This is a genomic window from Bacillus paralicheniformis, assembly GCF_002993925.1.
Lineage (GTDB): Bacteria > Bacillota > Bacilli > Bacillales > Bacillaceae > Bacillus > Bacillus paralicheniformis.
In genome coordinates this window covers 3,307,501-3,324,915 of sequence record NZ_CP023665.1, presented here as the reverse complement: position 1 = coordinate 3,324,915, position 17,415 = coordinate 3,307,501, and the positions used below count along the sequence as shown (strand labels likewise).

The window sequence follows — 17,415 nt, the reverse complement described above, 5'->3', positions numbered from 1 at the left end:
GGCCGGGCGTTTTTCCTATTTTAAGCCGCGCGATCGTCTTTCTGTTTTTCTTGGGGGAGTACAAGCTGTTTAGGAGGGCATTTGCGCTGCGTCAATTCGGACACAGCGAAGATCGTCATAAATGCTGTAACCGCAGCCAGCGTCCGGAAAGGAAAGAGGACTGTGCCGTCTTCAATCATCGGATACGGCAGAAGCGGCGGGATGCCGAATGCGGGTTCACCGCCGCCCAGCCTCAGAATGACCGCAACTGCAAATCCGGAAATTGACCCGTACAGGTTTGCTCTTTTATAAAAGAGGGCCATTGTTAACTGGGGAAAAAGAATGCAATAAACTAAATCCGATGCCAAATACCATAAAGTATAAACGCTTTTGACATTCAGCGCGATGATCGCTGCTCCCGCGCCGAACAAAATGATTGAGCGTTTGACGACTTTTTGCAGCTGTTTTTGGGTGGCCTTCGGCTTGATCAGCGGACGGTAAATATTCCATGCGGCCATTGATGATGCCGATAGAATCGATGAGTCCATGCTTGACATAACGGCAGCTGCAATTGCACCCAAACCGATGCCAGCGATAATTCCCGGCGTTAAATACGCAAGCGTTTGCGGCAAAATCATCGCCGGGTTATCCGGAGCGCTCGCTCCGAACAGGCTCCAATCCGCACTGTTTCCGGCAGCTCCGATGATCACGCACGGAATGGCGGCAATGATACAGATCACTCCGGCAATAATCGACTGCCACATGGCGGCGTTTTCCGATTTTGCCGAAAGAACGCGCTGAAAGTACACCTGCCATGCGATACCACCGAAAATTAAGAGGAGCGCATTATCCCACCAGTTCCAAAACAGGTTTCCCCATTCAGGATTTTTCCAGCCGTCCAACGGCGGAAACAGATTGGCGCTGCTTCCGAAATCGTGCCTGTAATTTGCCCATACGATATCGAATGAACCGACATTTGACAACACAAATGGGACGACTAAAAACAGCCCGAGCAAAATGATGATCATTTGGAAGACATCTGTGAAAGCGACTGCCCACATGCCTCCGGCCACCGTATAAGCGATGGCGATCATCGCCGAAAGAATAATCGACGTTTGGAAATCGATATTCAGAATCATTCCGAAAGTCGTGCCCAATGCCGTTAAGATCGCGGCGCTCCAAAACAATTCTCCTAACAGCGCCGGTATATATAAAACACCGGCCATCCGCTTACCGAAGCGCTGTTCGAGAGGATCGATAATGGTCATAAATTGATGACGGCGCATTTTTCTGGCGAAGAAAATACCGCCGATAATCAGGCTTAATGCGTAGCCCCAGGGTGCCTGGGCCCAGATGAGACCGTCGCTGTAAGCCGATTCGGCCGTTCCGTTAATATATCCGCCGCCGACCCATGTTGCGGCCATCGTCACCATTCCGACGAAAAACGGCATGCTCCTTTTTGCCACGATCATATCAGAAAAAGAATTTGATTTCTTTGCTGCGTAAAAAGCGCCTAAATAATAGGTGAAAGCAAAGAATATCATCATCGAGATAAAGCCGCCCCAATGAATGTCTGCATTCGAAATGCCGATATACGCGAGTAAGCCTCCCGCAAACAACACAAAAATACCTAATTTGATCCAGTTTTTTTTCTTCTCAGCATAATTCATGTATGCACATCGCCTCCGGTAATAATTTTTCGAATTTTCTTGAAATTAAAATATGAAAAAAGGTTTTGCGCCACTCTGGGAAGTATGCAAACTGCTGACTTCAGAGCGGATAAAACCTTTTTATTCCTTGTTATCAATCGGTATAAACTCAAAAATCTCTCCGGATTGGACAGATTTCGCGAGTCTCAGCAGCCAGTCATAATACGGTTTTGACTGTTCCAACTGGTCATAAAGAGTTCTCGCTTCTTCTTTTATACTTTCGTCAAGCCCATCGCTTTCGACGATGTCCCCCAATGCTTTTTGAGCGTCTTGAATAGCCATGAGATTCACTTTGACTTCCCTTTCCCATTTTTGCGGGAAAAAGCTTGTGAAAAATTTGAAGAAATCCTTTTCAGCAACAAAGCTGTGTTTTCTTCTTCCTCTATGGAATGTCTTTTTGACGACGTTTAAGTCCTGGAGTTTTTTTACGCTTGTGCTCATGCTGGGCTTGCTCATTTGCAGTTCTTCCCGCATCTCGTCCAGTGTCATTTCATCCGATAGGTACATGGTTCCGTACAAAATACCCGCACTCCGGGTAATGCCGTACAGATCCATCGTTTCTGCGATTGAATCAATGACAAGATCCTTTGCCTGTGCGATCGCTTCTTTTGCTGAAAGATCACGGGGATTGTCCATAACTTGCCTCCTTTCACAGGAGCGGAACATCAGCATTGCAGATTCAATGCCCCCCGAAAAATCGGGGATTGATCTGAAATCCGCGTTAAGTTTGTTAAGTTATTTCTGTATGTTCTTTATCTTAACGAAAGAAATTCAAATGTCAAAATCAAATTTTTTTTTCAAACGGCCTCAGCCCATGTGAGCTCTGCATTCACATAAAATTCAAAAAAATAATCAGACTGATTCCCTTTGACACAAAAAATGGCGCATGATAAATTCAAAGTGTTCAAAACGTTAAATTTTTATTTAACAAACTTTGCGTAATGAGGAGGCTGCTTTTATGAGTCAAACACTTTTCATTGACGGAAAGTGGGTGGGCGCCAAAAAAGGCGAGACTCGCCAAATTATCAATCCTTACAATCAAGAGCATATTGAAACCGTCAGTGAAGGAGACAGAGAAGACGCTGTTCGGGCGATTGCCGCAGCGCGCCGCGCATTTGATGACGGCGAGTGGGCGAATACGCCGGGTCTTGAACGAGGCAACATTGTATTAAAGATCGCGGAATTGATCAGACGCGACCACGAAGAGCTGGCAGAACTTGAATCGCTTGATACCGGCAAGACGCTTGAAGAAAGCAGAGCCGATATGGATGATATTGCAAACGTATTTCAATATTATGCTGGGCTTGCGGATAAAGATGGCGGAGAAGTCATTTCTTCACCGATTCCCGATTCTAAAAGCGAAATTGTCAGGGAGCCGGTCGGTGTCTGCGGGCAGATCACACCATGGAACTATCCGCTTCTGCAGGCTAGCTGGAAAATCGCTCCGGCTTTGGCAGCGGGCAACACGATCGTTGTCAAACCAAGTGAAATCACACCGCTGACAACCATTAAGATCTTCAAGCTGATGGAAGAAGCCGGTGTGCCTAAAGGGGTTGCCAACCTTGTTCTCGGCCCCGGAGCCACTGTCGGCGATGAACTTGCCAGAAATACAGACGTCGACTTAATTTCTTTCACCGGCGGAATTGAAACCGGAAAGAAAATCATGCAGGCTGCAAGTACGAATGTGAAAAAAATTGCGCTTGAGCTTGGCGGGAAAAATCCGAATATTGTGTTTAAAGACGCAGATTTTGACGTAGCGGTTGACCAGGCGCTGAATGCGGTATTCTTCCACGCAGGACAGGTTTGCTCCGCGGGTGCTCGTCTTCTCGTTGAAAAATCCATTCATGACGAGTTTGTCGCAGAGCTTGTCAAACGTGCGAAAAAAATCAAGCTCGGCAACGGATTCCACGAGGAGACACAGAGCGGTCCGCTCATTTCAGCTGAACACCGCAGCAAAGTTGAAAAATATGTGGAAATCGGCCTGCAAGAAGGCGCCAAGCTGGAAACAGGCGGAAAGCGTCCGGAGGACCCTGAACTTGCAAATGGATTCTTCTATCTGCCGACGATCTTCTCGGGCTGTACATCAGATATGAGAATCGTTCAGGAAGAAGTATTCGGTCCTGTATTAACAGTTGAATCATTCAAAACAGAAGAAGAAGTGGTCTCACTTGCAAACGATACGATTTACGGCTTAGCCGGCGCCGTTTGGTCAAAAGACATCGAAAAAGCGGAACGCGTCGCTTCCAAACTGCGCATGGGAACCGTCTGGATCAATGATTTCCACCCGTATTTCGCACAAGCGCCTTGGGGAGGTTACAAGCAGTCAGGCATCGGCCGCGAGCTTGGCCGCACGGGCCTTGAAGAATACACGGAAGTGAAGCACGTCTACCGCAATACGAAACCGGCGGCTGTCAATTGGTTTAAAGCATAAGAAGGAGGAAATGATTCATGACTTTAAATATGAAAGTAGAAGCGATGAACAAATTCCACACGTTTGAAATCCCGACCGTCATTAAGCACGGAATCGGAGCCGTTAAACATGTGGGCGAAGAAGTGAAAAAACTTGGCGTTTCAAAAGCACTGCTTGTCACAGACCCCGGCATCTACAAAGCAGGTGTAACAAACCCGGTCGTTGAATCCCTTCAGGAAGCAGGCGTTGAAGTTGTCGTCTTTAATAAAGTCGAGCCGAATCCGCCTGTCCGTCTTGTCGCTGAAGGTTCCAAACTGTATGCTGAAGAAAACTGCGACGGCCTTGTAGCAGTCGGCGGCGGAAGCTCAATGGATACGGCGAAAGCGATCGGAGTCGAAGCCACTCATGAAGGCTCGGTTCTTGACTATGAAGCGGCAGAAGGAAAGAAGCCTCTTGAAAACCGGATTCCTCCGCTTACAACGATCCCGACGACTGCCGGAACCGGCTCAGAAGTTACACAATGGGCGGTTATCACAGATGAAGAGCGTGAATTTAAATTCAATACGGGCGGCCCGCTGATTGCTGCTCACTTGACAGTTATCGATCCTGAATTGCATGTATCAATGCCTCCGCACGTCACAGCGATGACCGGCGTTGACGCTTTGGCTCACGCCATCGAGTGCTATACGATGAAATTTGCTCAGCCGATAACTGACGCGGTGGCCCTTCTTGCCATCGAATACGGCGCACATTACATCCGCAGAGCGTTTGCCGATGGGGAAGATCTTGAAGCGAGATACGGCATGGCGCAGGCGGCTATGCTTGCAGGCCTTTCTTACGGAAGCGAATCTGCAGGCGCTGCTCACGCGATGAGCCAGACGCTCGGAGGAATCATTCCTGTCGCGCACGGCCAATGTGTGGCGGCGATGATGGGTCCTGTAATGGAATACAACTGGAAAGGCTACCCTGAAAAATTTGCCCGCATTGCAAAAGCGTTCGGCATTGACACAAGCGGCATGTCTACAGTGGAAGCGGCTAAAGCTGCAGTGAACTGGATGTATCAGCTTGTGGAAGACTTGGAGATTCCTAGTCTTGAAGAGCAAGGCGTATCACCTGACATGATCGACCGCCTTTCAAAAGAAGCGATGAAAGATCCGCAAACGGTCGGAAACCCGAGAGACCTGAACGAAAAAGCGTACAATTGGATTTACAAACGCTGCTTTAATCTAACCCCGAAAACTGTATAAAGAAATGCATGAATCCCGCTGTGTGAACGCACAGCGGGCTTTCTCAATTTGAGAAAAAAAGGGATGCATTGTAAAATAAATCACATCTTGAAAAAAGGGGATGGGTTGAATGTGGAAAAAGCACACGGCTGTTGCAGAGAACGTATACATAGCGGACACACCGTCATTTGTGACAGAGAAACAAGAAAAGATTGTGATTGATTATGGGGGAATACCGGGTGATCTGCATTTTGGACTGACGAAAAAAGCGGGAGCAAGGGAGCCGATGTATAAAAGAGGGACGGAGATTTTCAACAGGAGGCAGATTTCAATTGTCTCGGTCGAAGAGTGTCTTGAGATTGCCGGACGGCTGAACGTTCCTGCGGTCCTTCCGGAATGGCTCGGGGCTAATATCGCATTAAGCGGACTGCCTGATTTAACTTCATTAAGAGAAGGAAGCAGAATCGTTTTTCCAAGCGGCGCCTCTCTGTTGAGCGAGGGTGAGAACGAGCCGTGCATTCAGCCCGGAGAAGTCATTCAGGAGCAGTTTCCCGACAAACCGAAGCTTGCTTCGCGCTTTGTGCGCAATGCGATCGGAAGAAGGGGAATCGTCTGCGTCGTCGAACGCCCCGGCTTGATCCATCAAGGCGACCAGGCAGAAGTGTGGGCGTATTCGCCTGCTGCCACGAAAGACGCCAGGTCGTTTGCCTGAGCGGATGAAAAGCCCCGGGCCTCTAAAGCCGGGGCTTTCCGTGTATTATAATAGTTTCTGTTTGATTTCCTTGATCTGTTTAATATGTCTTCTTTCATGATGGCCGATGAAGTCGAGCCACTGTCTGACCGTAAGCTCTTCGAAAACCGGATGCGGCAGCACCCTTTGAAAATCTTCATCATGGAAGGCGGCGATGACTGAAGTTAATTGTGTTCTGACATTGTCGAGCTCAGCTTTGAGGGTTAAAGCATCCGCCGTTTTTCTTTCAGGCTCTGCATATGGGGGCGCCTTTCGTTTGGAGCTTCTGTCTTCCGACTGATGCACCGGTTTATCTTCGATTGTTTTGACCGGTGCATGCTTGATTTGTTCCTTTAGGATTTGAAGTGCCATCAGGTCGATTTTTTTCAGGTGGTCGATCACTTCTTGAATGCTCCATTCGTCCTCCGAGGGCCTTTTATTCAGCGTTTCGTCTGACAGGCCTTGAATCTCGCTCCAAAGTTCTTTTCTCGCTTCATTAAAAATGCTCATCATATCCCCTCCTGTTTTTACTGTACCATATCGCAGGCTGGTAAAATAACCAAAAAACACTCGATTTTCGCATCGCCATCGGATATGCTTAAGAAAAATGAATAGAAGGAAGGATTTATTTGAGAACAACATTGTACCCGTATATCGCATTAGTGGTCGGGGTGCTGGCTGTGTCTTCCTCCGCCATCTTTGTCAGACTGTCAACGGCTGACGCTGGAATCATCGCTTTTTATCGTCTCTTTTTTTCCGCTTTGCTGATCTTTCCTTTTTTCTGGGGAAAAAGAAAAGAAGTCTTGAGTTTTTCGAAAAAGGACTGGCTGTTTTCAGCGGCAGCGGGGTTCTTTTTGGCATTTCATTTTATTTTATGGTTTCGTTCGCTTGAATACACCTCAGTGGCGAGCTCGGTTGTTCTTGTGACGCTGCAGCCGATTTTTTCTTTTATCGGTACATACTTTTTATTTAAAGAAAGAGTGTCGTTCGCTGGAATCATCAGTGCGCTTCTCGCGATCGGCGGAAGCGCGTACATCAGCTGGGGGGATTTCAAAGTAAGCGGCCAGGCGCTCTACGGCGACATTCTTGCACTATTGGCATGCGCGCTTGTGACGGCATATTTGCTGTTTGGCCAGCATGTCAGAAAACGCCACAGTTTGACCGTTTACACGTTTATTGTGTATGGAATCAGCGCCATCACTTTATGCCTGTACTGTCTGTTTTCGGGCGCCGCCTTTTTTTCTTATCCTGCGTCAGATTGGGGGTATTTCTTTCTGCTTGCCGTCATTCCGACTTTGCTCGGCCACTCGCTGTTTAACTGGGTGCTGAAATGGCTGAGCACAAATATGATTTCTGTGGCGATTTTATTTGAACCTGTCGGAGCGGTTGCGCTGGCGTATTGGATTTTAGACGAATCCGTCATGATGACGCAGGTGATCGGCGGAGCGGTCATTTTTTCAGGTATTATTTTGTTCATGGCCTCGCAAAGCATGAGGAAAAACACCGTCCCGTCCGTTAAAGGGAAGACACATAAGGCGCTTTAAAGTTTGCACCTTATCCGGTCAAAATATCTTCGCTTGAATAGCGGATGTTTTCCTGTTCAGGTCTGGCCAGGGAAAACGCCAATGTGAGCGGTCCGAGTTTTCCGAGAAACATAATGAAAATAATCAGTATCTTTCCGACAGGGGTCAGGTCAGCCGTAATCCCCATTGACAGGCCGACCGTGCCGAAGGCTGATACGACTTCAAACAAAATCGCCAAAAACGGCTTAGGTTCTGTCATATTTAAAATAAAGACAGCCGCTAAAATCAACAGCACACTGATAGTCGAAATAGCGAGCGAACGAATGATCAATTGGTCTTTCAGCGTTTTTTTTGCTATCGAAATATGTTTTTTGCCTTTTAAAAAAGTGATAACCGACAGGAGAATGACAAGAAACGTCGTCAGCTTGATTCCTCCGCCGGTGGATGCGCTCCCCGCTCCGACAAACATAAGAAGGAGCAAAAGTGTGATCGTGCTTTCGTGCAGGCTTCCGATATCTGTCGTGTTAAACCCGGCTGTTCGCGGGGTCACGGCCTGAAAATAGGCGCCCCAAAGTTTTTCAGCTGGCGGAAGCATGCCGAGCGTTTTTTGATTTTGATACTCAAGCAGAAAAATAAAGATCATGGCTGACAAATTGATGATAAACGTACCGTATATCATCAATTTCGAATGAAGGCTTAACTTTTTCAAGCTCCGCTTATGCCATAGATCAGACAATACGGTAAACCCTATCCCGCCGATGATAAACAAAAAACTGATCACCAAGTTGACGAGCGGATCGCTTTTATACCGTATTAAACTGTCCGGCCAAATGGAAAATCCCGCATTGTTAAAGGCGGAAACCGCGTGGAACAGGCTGTAGTAGACGCCGCGTGCGAAACCGTATTCAGGAACCCATTTGACAGCCAGTATGACCATGGCCAGCATTTCAATTGCGAAGGAGTAAATAAACAAACTCTTGATGAGCTTAATGATCCCGCCTAAAGAAGTTTGATTGAGAGACTGTTGAATCAACAGCCGTTCTTTCAGGCCGATTTTTTTCCCGAGCATGATAAAAATGAGCACTGCAAATGACATGATGCCGAGTCCCCCGATCTGGATGAGAACGAGGATCATGAGCTGACCGAACAACGTATAATCCGTGCCTGTATCAACGACGGCTAGGCCGGTAACAGTCATCGCCGATGTCGATGTAAAAAGCGTATCAATCCAGCCTATGGGTTTAGACGTCGCTGCCGGGGTCTTCAATAAAAGAGTTCCTAATATGATGAAAAATAAAAACACCAGCACGAGCAGTTGGGACGGGCTTAATTGAATCTGTTTAAACTTCACGGTTAATCGCCCTTTTTTTCAAAGGTCTCAATATCTTTGTTTTGCCCGATCACAATCAAAATATCGTTTTCGTATATCAAGTCATCAGCGCTTGGTGCGATGATGAAATGCCCGTCTCTTTTTATGCCGACGATGTTGCAGCCGAAGTTGGCGCGTACATCGATATCCCCCAGGCTTCTTTTGTCCAGCTTTTTTGTTGCCACAATTTCGACGATGCTGTAATTTGGCGACAGCTCAACAAAATCGATCATCTTTTCCGAGGTGATATGGCTGGCTATCCGCTTGGCCATATCTTTTTCGGGATGAATGATACGATGGACGCCGATTTTATGGAGAACCTTTTGGTGATAGTCATTTTGCGCTTTCGTCCATACTTTGGGAACGCCCATTTCAATCAGCAAAAGCGAAGTCAGAATGCTTGCTTCAATGTCATCGCCGAATGATACAAAGGCGTGATCGATGTTGCGTATTCCGATTTGTTTCAATGTATTTTCATCAACGGCATTGGCGCAAATGGTGTAGGTTGCATAAGCAGAATATTCGTTTACTTTTTCTTCGGATTTGTCGATGCCTAAGACTTCCGCCCCTTTTGCGTGGAAGGCTTTGACAAGACTGCCGCCGAACTGACCGAGCCCGAAAACGGCATAAGATTTCTGCATCCGTATTCACCCTTTTATCTGTTTTTCTTATAGTGTTTACTTTTTTAAAAGAAAAACACACAGGGATGTACAAGAATCCGGAAGTGTGCGAATCCGGAGAGCCGCCTTGAGGCGGCTTCGGTTTCAGCTGAGCGAGCCTCCGGTTTCGCGTATGTCTTTTTCGTGAAGGGCAGAGACGACGGCGGCTATCCTCAGCCCTTCGACGATCGTTTCAAGGCTGAGGTTCGGCTCGTGCTTATCGACTGTTTGTTCGGGGAGATACGGAATGTGGATGAACCCTCCGCGGATGTTTGTCGAGGTGCGGTCTATACGGTGCATTAACTGGTAAAAAAGATGGTTGCATACGAATGTTCCAGCTGAATTAGAGACGGAGGCCGGGATTCCGTTTTTTCTCAACTCTTTCACAACGAGTTTGATCGGAAGCGCGGACCAGTAAGCTGCAGGCCCGTCTGCCGCGATCGGTTCATCGATCGGTTCCCGTTTTTCATTATCCGGAATGCGGGCGTCATCGATGTTGATTGCGATGCGTTCTGGAGTAATGTGAGCCCGGCCGCCTGCTTGTCCTACACAAATGACGATATCGGGATGGTGCTTTTCGATCGCTTTTTCCAAAACGGCCGCTGAATGATGAAAAACGGTCGGGATCTGCTCCGCCACGATAGAGACGCCTTCGACTTTTTCTCCGTTCAGCCGTTTTACAGCTTCCCAAGACGGATTGACCGTTTCTCCCCCGAAGGGGTCAAAACCTGTCAGCAGTACTTTCTTTCCCATATCGATCCCTCCTGAATATGAATATAAAGTGCAAAATACCCATTCAGAAGATGTCTGAATGGGTATTTTTTTAAATATTTTATGCTCCTGATCCCCGGGATGCCAGAAGTACCTGATCTCCTTGAGAAGCCGCTTCCGGTGCATGGTTTACGAATGAAAAGCTGATAACTGCGCCTAATACAACTGCTGTTAATAATACTTTTTTCATTTTATTCTCCTCCTCTTCCAGCGAGCTTGCTCGCCTTGTCTGTTTTAATGTAAAAGTATATGGCTTCTTCATATAACTTTTCTCGCCAGTAGTAATTCGCTACATCCATCAATAATTCCTCCAAATCTACCCAGGCTTTTTCATTTTCTAACTGGTGAACATAGTCCTTGATTATTTCCAGTTTATTCTGTGTATCAGAATATAATGTATATAAAATTTTGAATTTCAATTCGAAAATTTCGCTGTTCATTTCCCGGGATTTTTTAAAGCCCACTTCGATCCATTTAAATGCTTGTTTGTGTGCGTTGGTTTTGAAAAGAGACCTTGTGTTTTCATAAACGCAAAGAAGGTAAGCATACTTGGCTTTCGTTTCAAAATCTTTGATTGCAAAAGCTTTATTGTAATACTTTAGCGCTTCCTCCTGCTTGTCTTCCTTACTCTTCAAAAAGCCCATATTATAGTAGGTACACGGTAAAAGGAATTGGTCGCCGATTTTTTCGGTTTTTTCGATCGCTTCTTTTAATAATACTTCACTTTCGGAGAACTTAAATTGGTCAATATAATTGAGCCCGATCAGCATTTTGCAGTTGATGACCCGCTTGGCATACCCGTCATACCCTTGAAAGATGCCGGAGGCAATGTTGATGTGATGAATCGACAGCCATGTCGCTTTTAAGTTGTAATACAAAACACCGATTTTATAATGAAATTCAGCTTTTTCAATTTCATTTTGAATGACGCTCAGTCTTTTTTCCGCTATTCTGAAAAAATTGAGCGCTTCTGTATGGTTTTGCTTGTAGTCCTCATAAATCCCTTTAAACAGGTAAAAATAATAATTCAGCTTGTCGTCCGTACTTTTTGGATCTTTGTCTTGAAAACTGATGGCCTCCAATTTTTCGGTGGAAGATTGGGAGATATCTTCAAGAAGGAGCCTTAAGCGAAAATCGAGCATTTGATAATAGAGTAGAACGTCATGATCTTCTTCCATTTTTTCAATTGCTTTATCTATGTCATCTTTCATTTCGATCGAGCCTGAAATGTCTCGTTTTTTCATCAGTATGTACCAGTCGTTGAGCATATTGGCGACTTCTTGTGAAGCCACGGCTTTGGCCATTCTCTTCCCTCCAATCTTTGTGAATTTTTTGTAAATTGAAGTTCTATTAATCATAGCATAAACTGCTGCCGTCTGTGAATAACGCTGAAATGCAAGTTCGCCGGTGAAAAGTTCATTTCTGAAATTAAATCGTCATTTTCCAAAAAAAGTGCGCGAAAAAAGCGAAAACCGCGCCAAGCGGAATACAGGAGATCATTGCGGTTCCGTTGACCAGCCCGTCAGCTCCGCTTATTTTCAGGGCTTCCCGGTAGCCTATTAAAAAGTGGATGATCGATAGGACGTAACATAAGAGCATCATATAGTAAGGGTTCATTTGCATACCTCCTCTATTCGCTTTACTATATTACATTCAATAGAGGGGAAGATTATGCCTGTTTAAACAGGAAAAAGAACAAAATATTATAGACGAAAAGATTTTCAATTACAATACATGTTTTTAAAAATATTTCCACTATAATCAAAATGAAAGATAAATTTAGGGGGTCATAAGAAATGAAAAAAAGGCTGATGTCACTATTGGTCTGCATCCTGGTTTTAGTGCCGGCAGCTGGTGCTTTTGCCGCGCCGAAACAGGCCGAGCTTCAAGAGTATCTTGAAGAAATAGGAATGACAGAAAAAGAATTGGAAGCTTATTTACAGGATACATATGATGAAAGTTTAAAAGATTTTGAGTCGGTGGAAGAGTTGAAAGATTTTTTAGGGGAAAGACTGACTAATCAACTTTTGGCATCCTATTTAAAAGAATACGGATTGAGCGAAAAAGAAGCGGCTGACCTTTTTGTTGAAAATGGCTATATGGAAAGCGGCCAAAACATTCTCGACGTGTTTATGTTTGAATACGAATTGGATGATGCGCTTTTCACTGTGACATATGAAGAAGACGATTTTCAGATCGGGAACCTGTTTCAAGAATTGGGTGTGGATGATCAGGAGTGGGAAAGGCTCGTGAATCATCTCCGAAAGGTGCGCGATAAAAATCCAAACCTTGAAAATGATTTGATGGCTCTTGGAGAACGTCTTGAAGCGGTAGCCGATTTCGAGTCTGTATCAGAGCTGTCAGCTCAGGATATCGCTGAAATGCTATCCATTTTAAACGATCTTCAGAAGACGCTTGAAGTGAAAACAAAATACTATCTTGTTAAAGACGGAAAGAAAAAAGAAGTGTCTTTGACAACGCTTGTCAGCGCGGAAGATCTGAAGGGAGCAAGCCTTCTGGTGGAAGTATACGATCTGCAAGGCAACTTCATTTTGGATGTATTGCTGACGCCTGACATGATCGGATCTGATTTAATTCATGATACAGGGTCAAAAGTGAAGCAAACCCAAACGGCTGTCAAACATGATTCAAAGCCATCTCATGTGAAAAAGACGGTTAAAGGTGCAAAGCTTCCAAAGACAGCCGGGCATTACGCGGAATGGTCGATCTTAGGCGCCGTTCTGATGTTTGGCGGATTCTTCATGATCAGAAGGCTTCGCAAAGCGGCTTAACATGTCACTTCCCATTCTAATTATGTAGAGAATGGGAAGTTTTTATAAGGAGTGAAAGGAAATTAAGGCACATCGAAAAAAAATCATCTGGCTCGCAGCTATTGTGATGGTTGTGTGCGGCGCTTATTTTACAACAACGAATGTGTTCAAGTTAATGCACGGCTACGCTCTTTTTTCATTTCAGCAGATGAAAGAAGAAGAAAAGCCTGAAAAACCTCCGATTCAGACGGCGAAAAAAGAAAAAACGGTGATTGATCAAACATTTAAAACCGGGGAGAAAATCGGTGATCTTGTCATTCCGAAAATCAATGCAAGGATTCCTATATATCACGGGACAGATGAAGACGAGCTGCAAAAAGGCGTGGGCCATTTCGCTGGTTCCGTTCTGCCTGGAGAAGATGACAACTCGGTTTTATCAGGCCACCGGGATACGGTTTTCCGAAAACTCGGCCGAGTGGGGAAAGGCGATCAGTTAATTGTTGAAGCTTCCTACGGAACTTTTACATACAAAGTGAAAAAGGTGCGGATCGTGGATGCGGATGACCGGACGGTGATTGTACCAAAGCCGAGAGCAACATTGACGGTTTCCACCTGCTATCCTTTTGACTTTATCGGTTCAGCACCGGAGCGGTATATATTGGTCGCGGATTTGATTAAATCATAAAAAACAGCGGAATCTCAGGCGAGTCCGCTGTTTTTTTATGCTATCTCATGTCTGATCTGTTTTCCAAGAGTTTTGGCGCGGTTAGCAGCAGTAAACAAAGGACAATTGTGCAGACAATGAAAGACGGAAGCATATATGTTCCATTATATACCAAGGAATAAATCCATACCGGAGTGCCTTCAGGCGCATAGTTTCCAAAAAAGACAGCGCCGCTGATGACATGAGCGAGAAATTTCAGTCCGCTTCCGAGAAAGACGGCCAGCGTAACATAGAAAATGATCTTTCCTTTTTGTTTCTCGACTGAAGCATTTCTGATCGATCCGGCAAAAAAGCCGCCGATCCCCGCGGCTGTAGGCGCGATAAAGTAATCAAGAAAAAGCTGCAGAGGATGAACTACGTAATATCCTCCAGTGACGAACTGAAGCAATCCGGCTAAAAACCCGGTTGCCAGCCCTGCCTTCAGCCCCCATCTAAAGGAAATCAGGAAGATCGGAATCATCATGACGGCGATTGAACCGCCTTGAGGCATTTTTAAAAACATTCCGGACACCATATCAAGTATAAGTGCTATTCCTGTCATAAACGCAATTTCAATCAGCTGTACAAGTTGTTTAGATTGATTCATCATAACCCTCACTTTTGATGAACAAAGGGATACTGGACTTCTTTCCCAATAAAAAAAGCAATGCGGGGAAGGAGTAGGAAAGTTTTCCACGCACTGCTTTGGATGCAATTAGAAATGACTTTGCCACATCCCTACGCCAGCGTTAACTAACAGGTTCAAAGGGTCAGAACGGTCGTTCACTCTCAGCCTCGAGGCTCCCCTTGTGGTCATCAAGTTATTTAGTTATATTCTACTATACTAAAAAAAGAAACGGACGACAAGCTGATTTTTCGAAAAATTTTGCTTAATTTCTCCAATATGTAGCAATGCAAACATCTTTTCCTTTATAATAGAACGTATTCGTACGTACAAGATCAGTAAAGGGTTGATCTGATGAGTGAACCTACAAAATACAGCATGGTGAAAAATAAAATTAAATCGTGGATATATGAAGGCAAAGTGAAGCCGGGGGAAAAAATTCATTCGGAAAACGAATTGATGAAAATATTTGATGTAAGCAGGCACACGATCCGGCAAGCGATTGGCGACCTTGTTCATGAAGGGCTTTTATACAGAGAGCAGGGCTCAGGGACGTATTGCTCTCACCGTCTTCAGCTTTCTGAAAAAGGAAGGGAAAGAAATAAGATGATCGGGGTTATTACGACTTACCTTTCGGATTACATTTTTCCTTCTATTATAAGAGGAATCGAATCGTCACTGTCCAGCGAAGGATACACCCTTGTCGTCGCGAGCACCAATAATGACATTGAAAAAGAAAAACAATGCCTTGTGAATATGCTCGATAAAAAAATTGCTGGGTTGATCGTGGAGCCGACGAAAACAGGAAGCTTTAACCCGAATTTAAGTTACTATCTGACGCTTGAACAACATCATATTCCGTATTTGATGATCAACCAATTTTATCAGGAGCTAAATCCGCCCCATTTCATTTTGGATGATGAACACGGCGGCTTTATCGCCACTGAGCATTTGATTAAACTCGGCCATGAAAAAGTGTTCGGTTTCTTTAAACAGGACGATATGCAGGGCGCCAACCGGATGAAAGGATTTATCCGTGCTTTCAGAGAAAACGGCTTGTCGTTTTACCCTGAAATGGTCGTGACGTACACAACAGAGAACAAAAAACAAAAAACGATAGCTGAAGCCAGGAAGCGGCTTTCTTCATCAGATCGTCCGACTGCCATATTCTGCTATAATGACGAGATAGCGCTTATGGTGTTGGATGTCGTGAGGGAATTCGGTTTGAAAGTGCCGGCAGACATTTCGATTGTCGGATATGACGACTCACATTTGAGCGAGGCATCTGAAGTGAAGCTGACGTCAGTCACTCATCCGAAAATGCAGATGGGGATTGAGGCGGCAAAATGGATGATTGCCAAAGTTGAGGGACGCAACACGAATCAGCTAGAGCATTCCACCGTCTACAAACCTGAACTGGTTGTCAGACATTCGACCGCCAAGCTGAAAAGGTAGGCTGCACAATCTTTATCCGCAAACCAGCGTGAATGAAAATGAGAAGAATATATATCCTGTTACAAAGCTCCGGAATGAGGAGCTTTGTATTCAAGTAAAAGCTGATAACGGAGAGTTTAATGTCATCCTCGAAGCTTTGGACCATGTGCAGCTTTATCAAATCAATTTTTAAAGACCGCTGTATACTTTTATATAGAAGAAAGCAGTAAGAAGAAATAAATGCTGTCAACTGCCTGAGGTCGAGATGATCAGGAATCATCTGAGTCCAAATCATTTGATTATTATTTTTTTAAAAAAGCTATTGTGCAAAACGAAAATAGATGTTATATTAATATCCGCCCCTAAAAAGGAGGCTTTATAAAAACAACTTCGAAAATCTTTTGAAAAAAGTTGTTGACATTCATGATGATAGAATGTTATATTAGTAAAGTCGCTTCTTCGAGAGGCGGAAATGATCTTTGAAAACTAAACAAGACAAAACGTACCTGTTAATTCATTAAATAAATCGTACATGCGAATGTGCGTAGTCAGGGGCCTGCACGATGCAGGTCATGCAGATGTTGTCACAGGATGTGACGAACTTAATCTGCGCTCCATTATTTCATGGAGAGTTTGATCCTGGCTCAGGACGAACGCTGGCGGCGTGCCTAATACATGCAAGTCGAGCGGACCGACGGGAGCTTGCTCCCTTAGGTCAGCGGCGGACGGGTGAGTAACACGTGGGTAACCTGCCTGTAAGACTGGGATAACTCCGGGAAACCGGGGCTAATACCGGATGCTTGATTGAACCGCATGGTTCAATTATAAAAGGTGGCTTTTAGCTACCACTTACAGATGGACCCGCGGCGCATTAGCTAGTTGGTGAGGTAACGGCTCACCAAGGCAACGATGCGTAGCCGACCTGAGAGGGTGATCGGCCACACTGGGACTGAGACACGGCCCAGACTCCTACGGGAGGCAGCAGTAGGGAATCTTCCGCAATGGACGAAAGTCTGACGGAGCAACGCCGCGTGAGTGATGAAGGTTTTCGGATCGTAAAACTCTGTTGTTAGGGAAGAACAAGTACCGTTCGAATAGGGCGATACCTTGACGGTACCTAACCAGAAAGCCACGGCTAACTACGTGCCAGCAGCCGCGGTAATACGTAGGTGGCAAGCGTTGTCCGGAATTATTGGGCGTAAAGCGCGCGCAGGCGGTTTCTTAAGTCTGATGTGAAAGCCCCCGGCTCAACCGGGGAGGGTCATTGGAAACTGGGGAACTTGAGTGCAGAAGAGGAGAGTGGAATTCCACGTGTAGCGGTGAAATGCGTAGAGATGTGGAGGAACACCAGTGGCGAAGGCGACTCTCTGGTCTGTAACTGACGCTGAGGCGCGAAAGCGTGGGGAGCGAACAGGATTAGATACCCTGGTAGTCCACGCCGTAAACGATGAGTGCTAAGTGTTAGAGGGTTTCCGCCCTTTAGTGCTGCAGCAAACGCATTAAGCA

Annotated in this window: 17 protein-coding genes, 1 rRNA gene and 1 riboswitch (1 of these 19 only partly in view); of the genes, 8 read left to right on the top strand and 10 right to left on the bottom strand. The window is 45.4% G+C overall.

The genetic code is table 11. From position 1 onward, the window contains the following. Positions 1 to 20: 20 nt before the first annotated feature. Positions 21 to 1,649 carry a high affinity choline transporter 1 gene (locus CP943_RS16960; protein ID WP_023856014.1) on the bottom strand — a complete coding sequence of 543 codons (1,629 nt, stop codon included), beginning with the start codon at positions 1,647 to 1,649 and terminating at the stop codon, positions 21 to 23. A gap of 120 nt (positions 1,650 to 1,769) precedes the next feature. Next, a complete protein-coding gene (cudC, locus tag CP943_RS16955; RefSeq protein WP_095292430.1) occupies positions 1,770 to 2,324 on the bottom strand; it encodes a transcriptional regulator GbsR in 555 nt (184 codons plus the stop codon). A 322-nt stretch (positions 2,325 to 2,646) separates the two neighbouring features. On the opposite strand from cudC, the gene betB reads away from it, so the two are divergent. From betB to CP943_RS16940, 3 genes are all read left to right on the top strand, one after another. Next, positions 2,647 to 4,119 carry a betaine-aldehyde dehydrogenase gene (betB, locus tag CP943_RS16950; RefSeq protein ID WP_026580031.1) on the top strand — a complete coding sequence of 491 codons (1,473 nt, stop codon included), beginning with the start codon at positions 2,647 to 2,649 and terminating at the stop codon, positions 4,117 to 4,119. Positions 4,120 to 4,136: 17 nt separating this feature from the next. Next, entirely contained in the window at positions 4,137 to 5,345 is a 1,209-nt protein-coding gene (locus tag CP943_RS16945; protein WP_020452714.1) for a choline dehydrogenase, read from the top strand. Between the two features lie 109 nt (positions 5,346 to 5,454). Then, positions 5,455 to 6,036: an MOSC domain-containing protein gene (locus tag CP943_RS16940; RefSeq protein ID WP_105981165.1), complete on the top strand. Its 582-nt coding sequence runs from the start codon at positions 5,455 to 5,457 to the stop codon at positions 6,034 to 6,036. Between the two features lie 45 nt (positions 6,037 to 6,081). On the opposite strand, the gene CP943_RS16935 is transcribed toward CP943_RS16940, so the two are convergent. After that, entirely contained in the window at positions 6,082 to 6,567 is a 486-nt protein-coding gene (locus CP943_RS16935; RefSeq protein WP_033155020.1) for a DinB family protein, read from the bottom strand. 116 nt (positions 6,568 to 6,683) lie between these two features. Here CP943_RS16935 and CP943_RS16930 point away from each other — a divergent pair, with 116 nt between their 5' ends. Then, positions 6,684 to 7,598: a DMT family transporter gene (locus CP943_RS16930; protein ID WP_020452711.1), complete on the top strand. Its 915-nt coding sequence runs from the start codon at positions 6,684 to 6,686 to the stop codon at positions 7,596 to 7,598. 10 nt (positions 7,599 to 7,608) lie between these two features. Here CP943_RS16930 and CP943_RS16925 read toward each other — a convergent pair whose 3' ends face one another. From CP943_RS16925 to CP943_RS16905, 6 genes are all read right to left on the bottom strand, one after another. After that, positions 7,609 to 8,928, bottom strand: a complete 1,320-nt coding sequence (locus CP943_RS16925) for a TrkH family potassium uptake protein (RefSeq protein WP_026580030.1) — start codon at positions 8,926 to 8,928, stop codon at positions 7,609 to 7,611. Between the two features lie 2 nt (positions 8,929 to 8,930). Continuing rightward, positions 8,931 to 9,587: a potassium channel family protein gene (locus CP943_RS16920; RefSeq protein ID WP_020452710.1), complete on the bottom strand. Its 657-nt coding sequence runs from the start codon at positions 9,585 to 9,587 to the stop codon at positions 8,931 to 8,933. Positions 9,588 to 9,710: 123 nt separating this feature from the next. After that, complete coding sequence (pcp, locus tag CP943_RS16915) at positions 9,711 to 10,358, bottom strand: pyroglutamyl-peptidase I (RefSeq protein ID WP_105981164.1); 648 nt, start codon at positions 10,356 to 10,358, stop codon at positions 9,711 to 9,713. A gap of 79 nt (positions 10,359 to 10,437) precedes the next feature. Further along, complete coding sequence (locus CP943_RS22860; RefSeq protein WP_023856006.1) at positions 10,438 to 10,566, bottom strand: hypothetical protein; 129 nt, start codon at positions 10,564 to 10,566, stop codon at positions 10,438 to 10,440. Position 10,567: 1 nt separating this feature from the next. Then, complete coding sequence (locus CP943_RS16910) at positions 10,568 to 11,680, bottom strand: response regulator aspartate phosphatase (RefSeq protein ID WP_105981163.1); 1,113 nt, start codon at positions 11,678 to 11,680, stop codon at positions 10,568 to 10,570. Positions 11,681 to 11,804: 124 nt separating this feature from the next. Further along, positions 11,805 to 11,993 (bottom strand): hypothetical protein, encoded by a 189-nt coding sequence (locus CP943_RS16905; protein ID WP_003184678.1) that lies wholly within the window; start codon positions 11,991 to 11,993, stop codon positions 11,805 to 11,807. Between the two features lie 179 nt (positions 11,994 to 12,172). Between CP943_RS16905 and CP943_RS16900 the strand changes: the two genes are divergently transcribed. After that, the gene (locus tag CP943_RS16900) at positions 12,173 to 13,168 is read left to right on the top strand and encodes a processed acidic surface protein (RefSeq protein WP_020452707.1); all 996 of its coding nucleotides are present in this window, start codon (positions 12,173 to 12,175) and stop codon (positions 13,166 to 13,168) included. 106 nt (positions 13,169 to 13,274) lie between these two features. Next, the gene (locus tag CP943_RS16895; protein ID WP_023856005.1) at positions 13,275 to 13,832 is read left to right on the top strand and encodes a class D sortase; all 558 of its coding nucleotides are present in this window, start codon (positions 13,275 to 13,277) and stop codon (positions 13,830 to 13,832) included. Positions 13,833 to 13,872: 40 nt separating this feature from the next. Here CP943_RS16895 and thiT read toward each other — a convergent pair whose 3' ends face one another. Further along, entirely contained in the window at positions 13,873 to 14,457 is a 585-nt protein-coding gene (gene thiT / locus CP943_RS16890; RefSeq protein WP_095292443.1) for an energy-coupled thiamine transporter ThiT, read from the bottom strand. 111 nt (positions 14,458 to 14,568) lie between these two features. Then, a riboswitch (TPP riboswitch) is annotated at positions 14,569 to 14,668 on the bottom strand. Between the two features lie 161 nt (positions 14,669 to 14,829). On the opposite strand from thiT, the gene CP943_RS16885 reads away from it, so the two are divergent. Continuing rightward, complete coding sequence (locus CP943_RS16885; RefSeq protein ID WP_105981162.1) at positions 14,830 to 15,930, top strand: GntR family transcriptional regulator; 1,101 nt, start codon at positions 14,830 to 14,832, stop codon at positions 15,928 to 15,930. A 600-nt stretch (positions 15,931 to 16,530) separates the two neighbouring features. Continuing rightward, a 16S ribosomal RNA gene (locus CP943_RS16880) occupies positions 16,531 to 17,415 on the top strand; it runs 665 nt beyond the window's last position.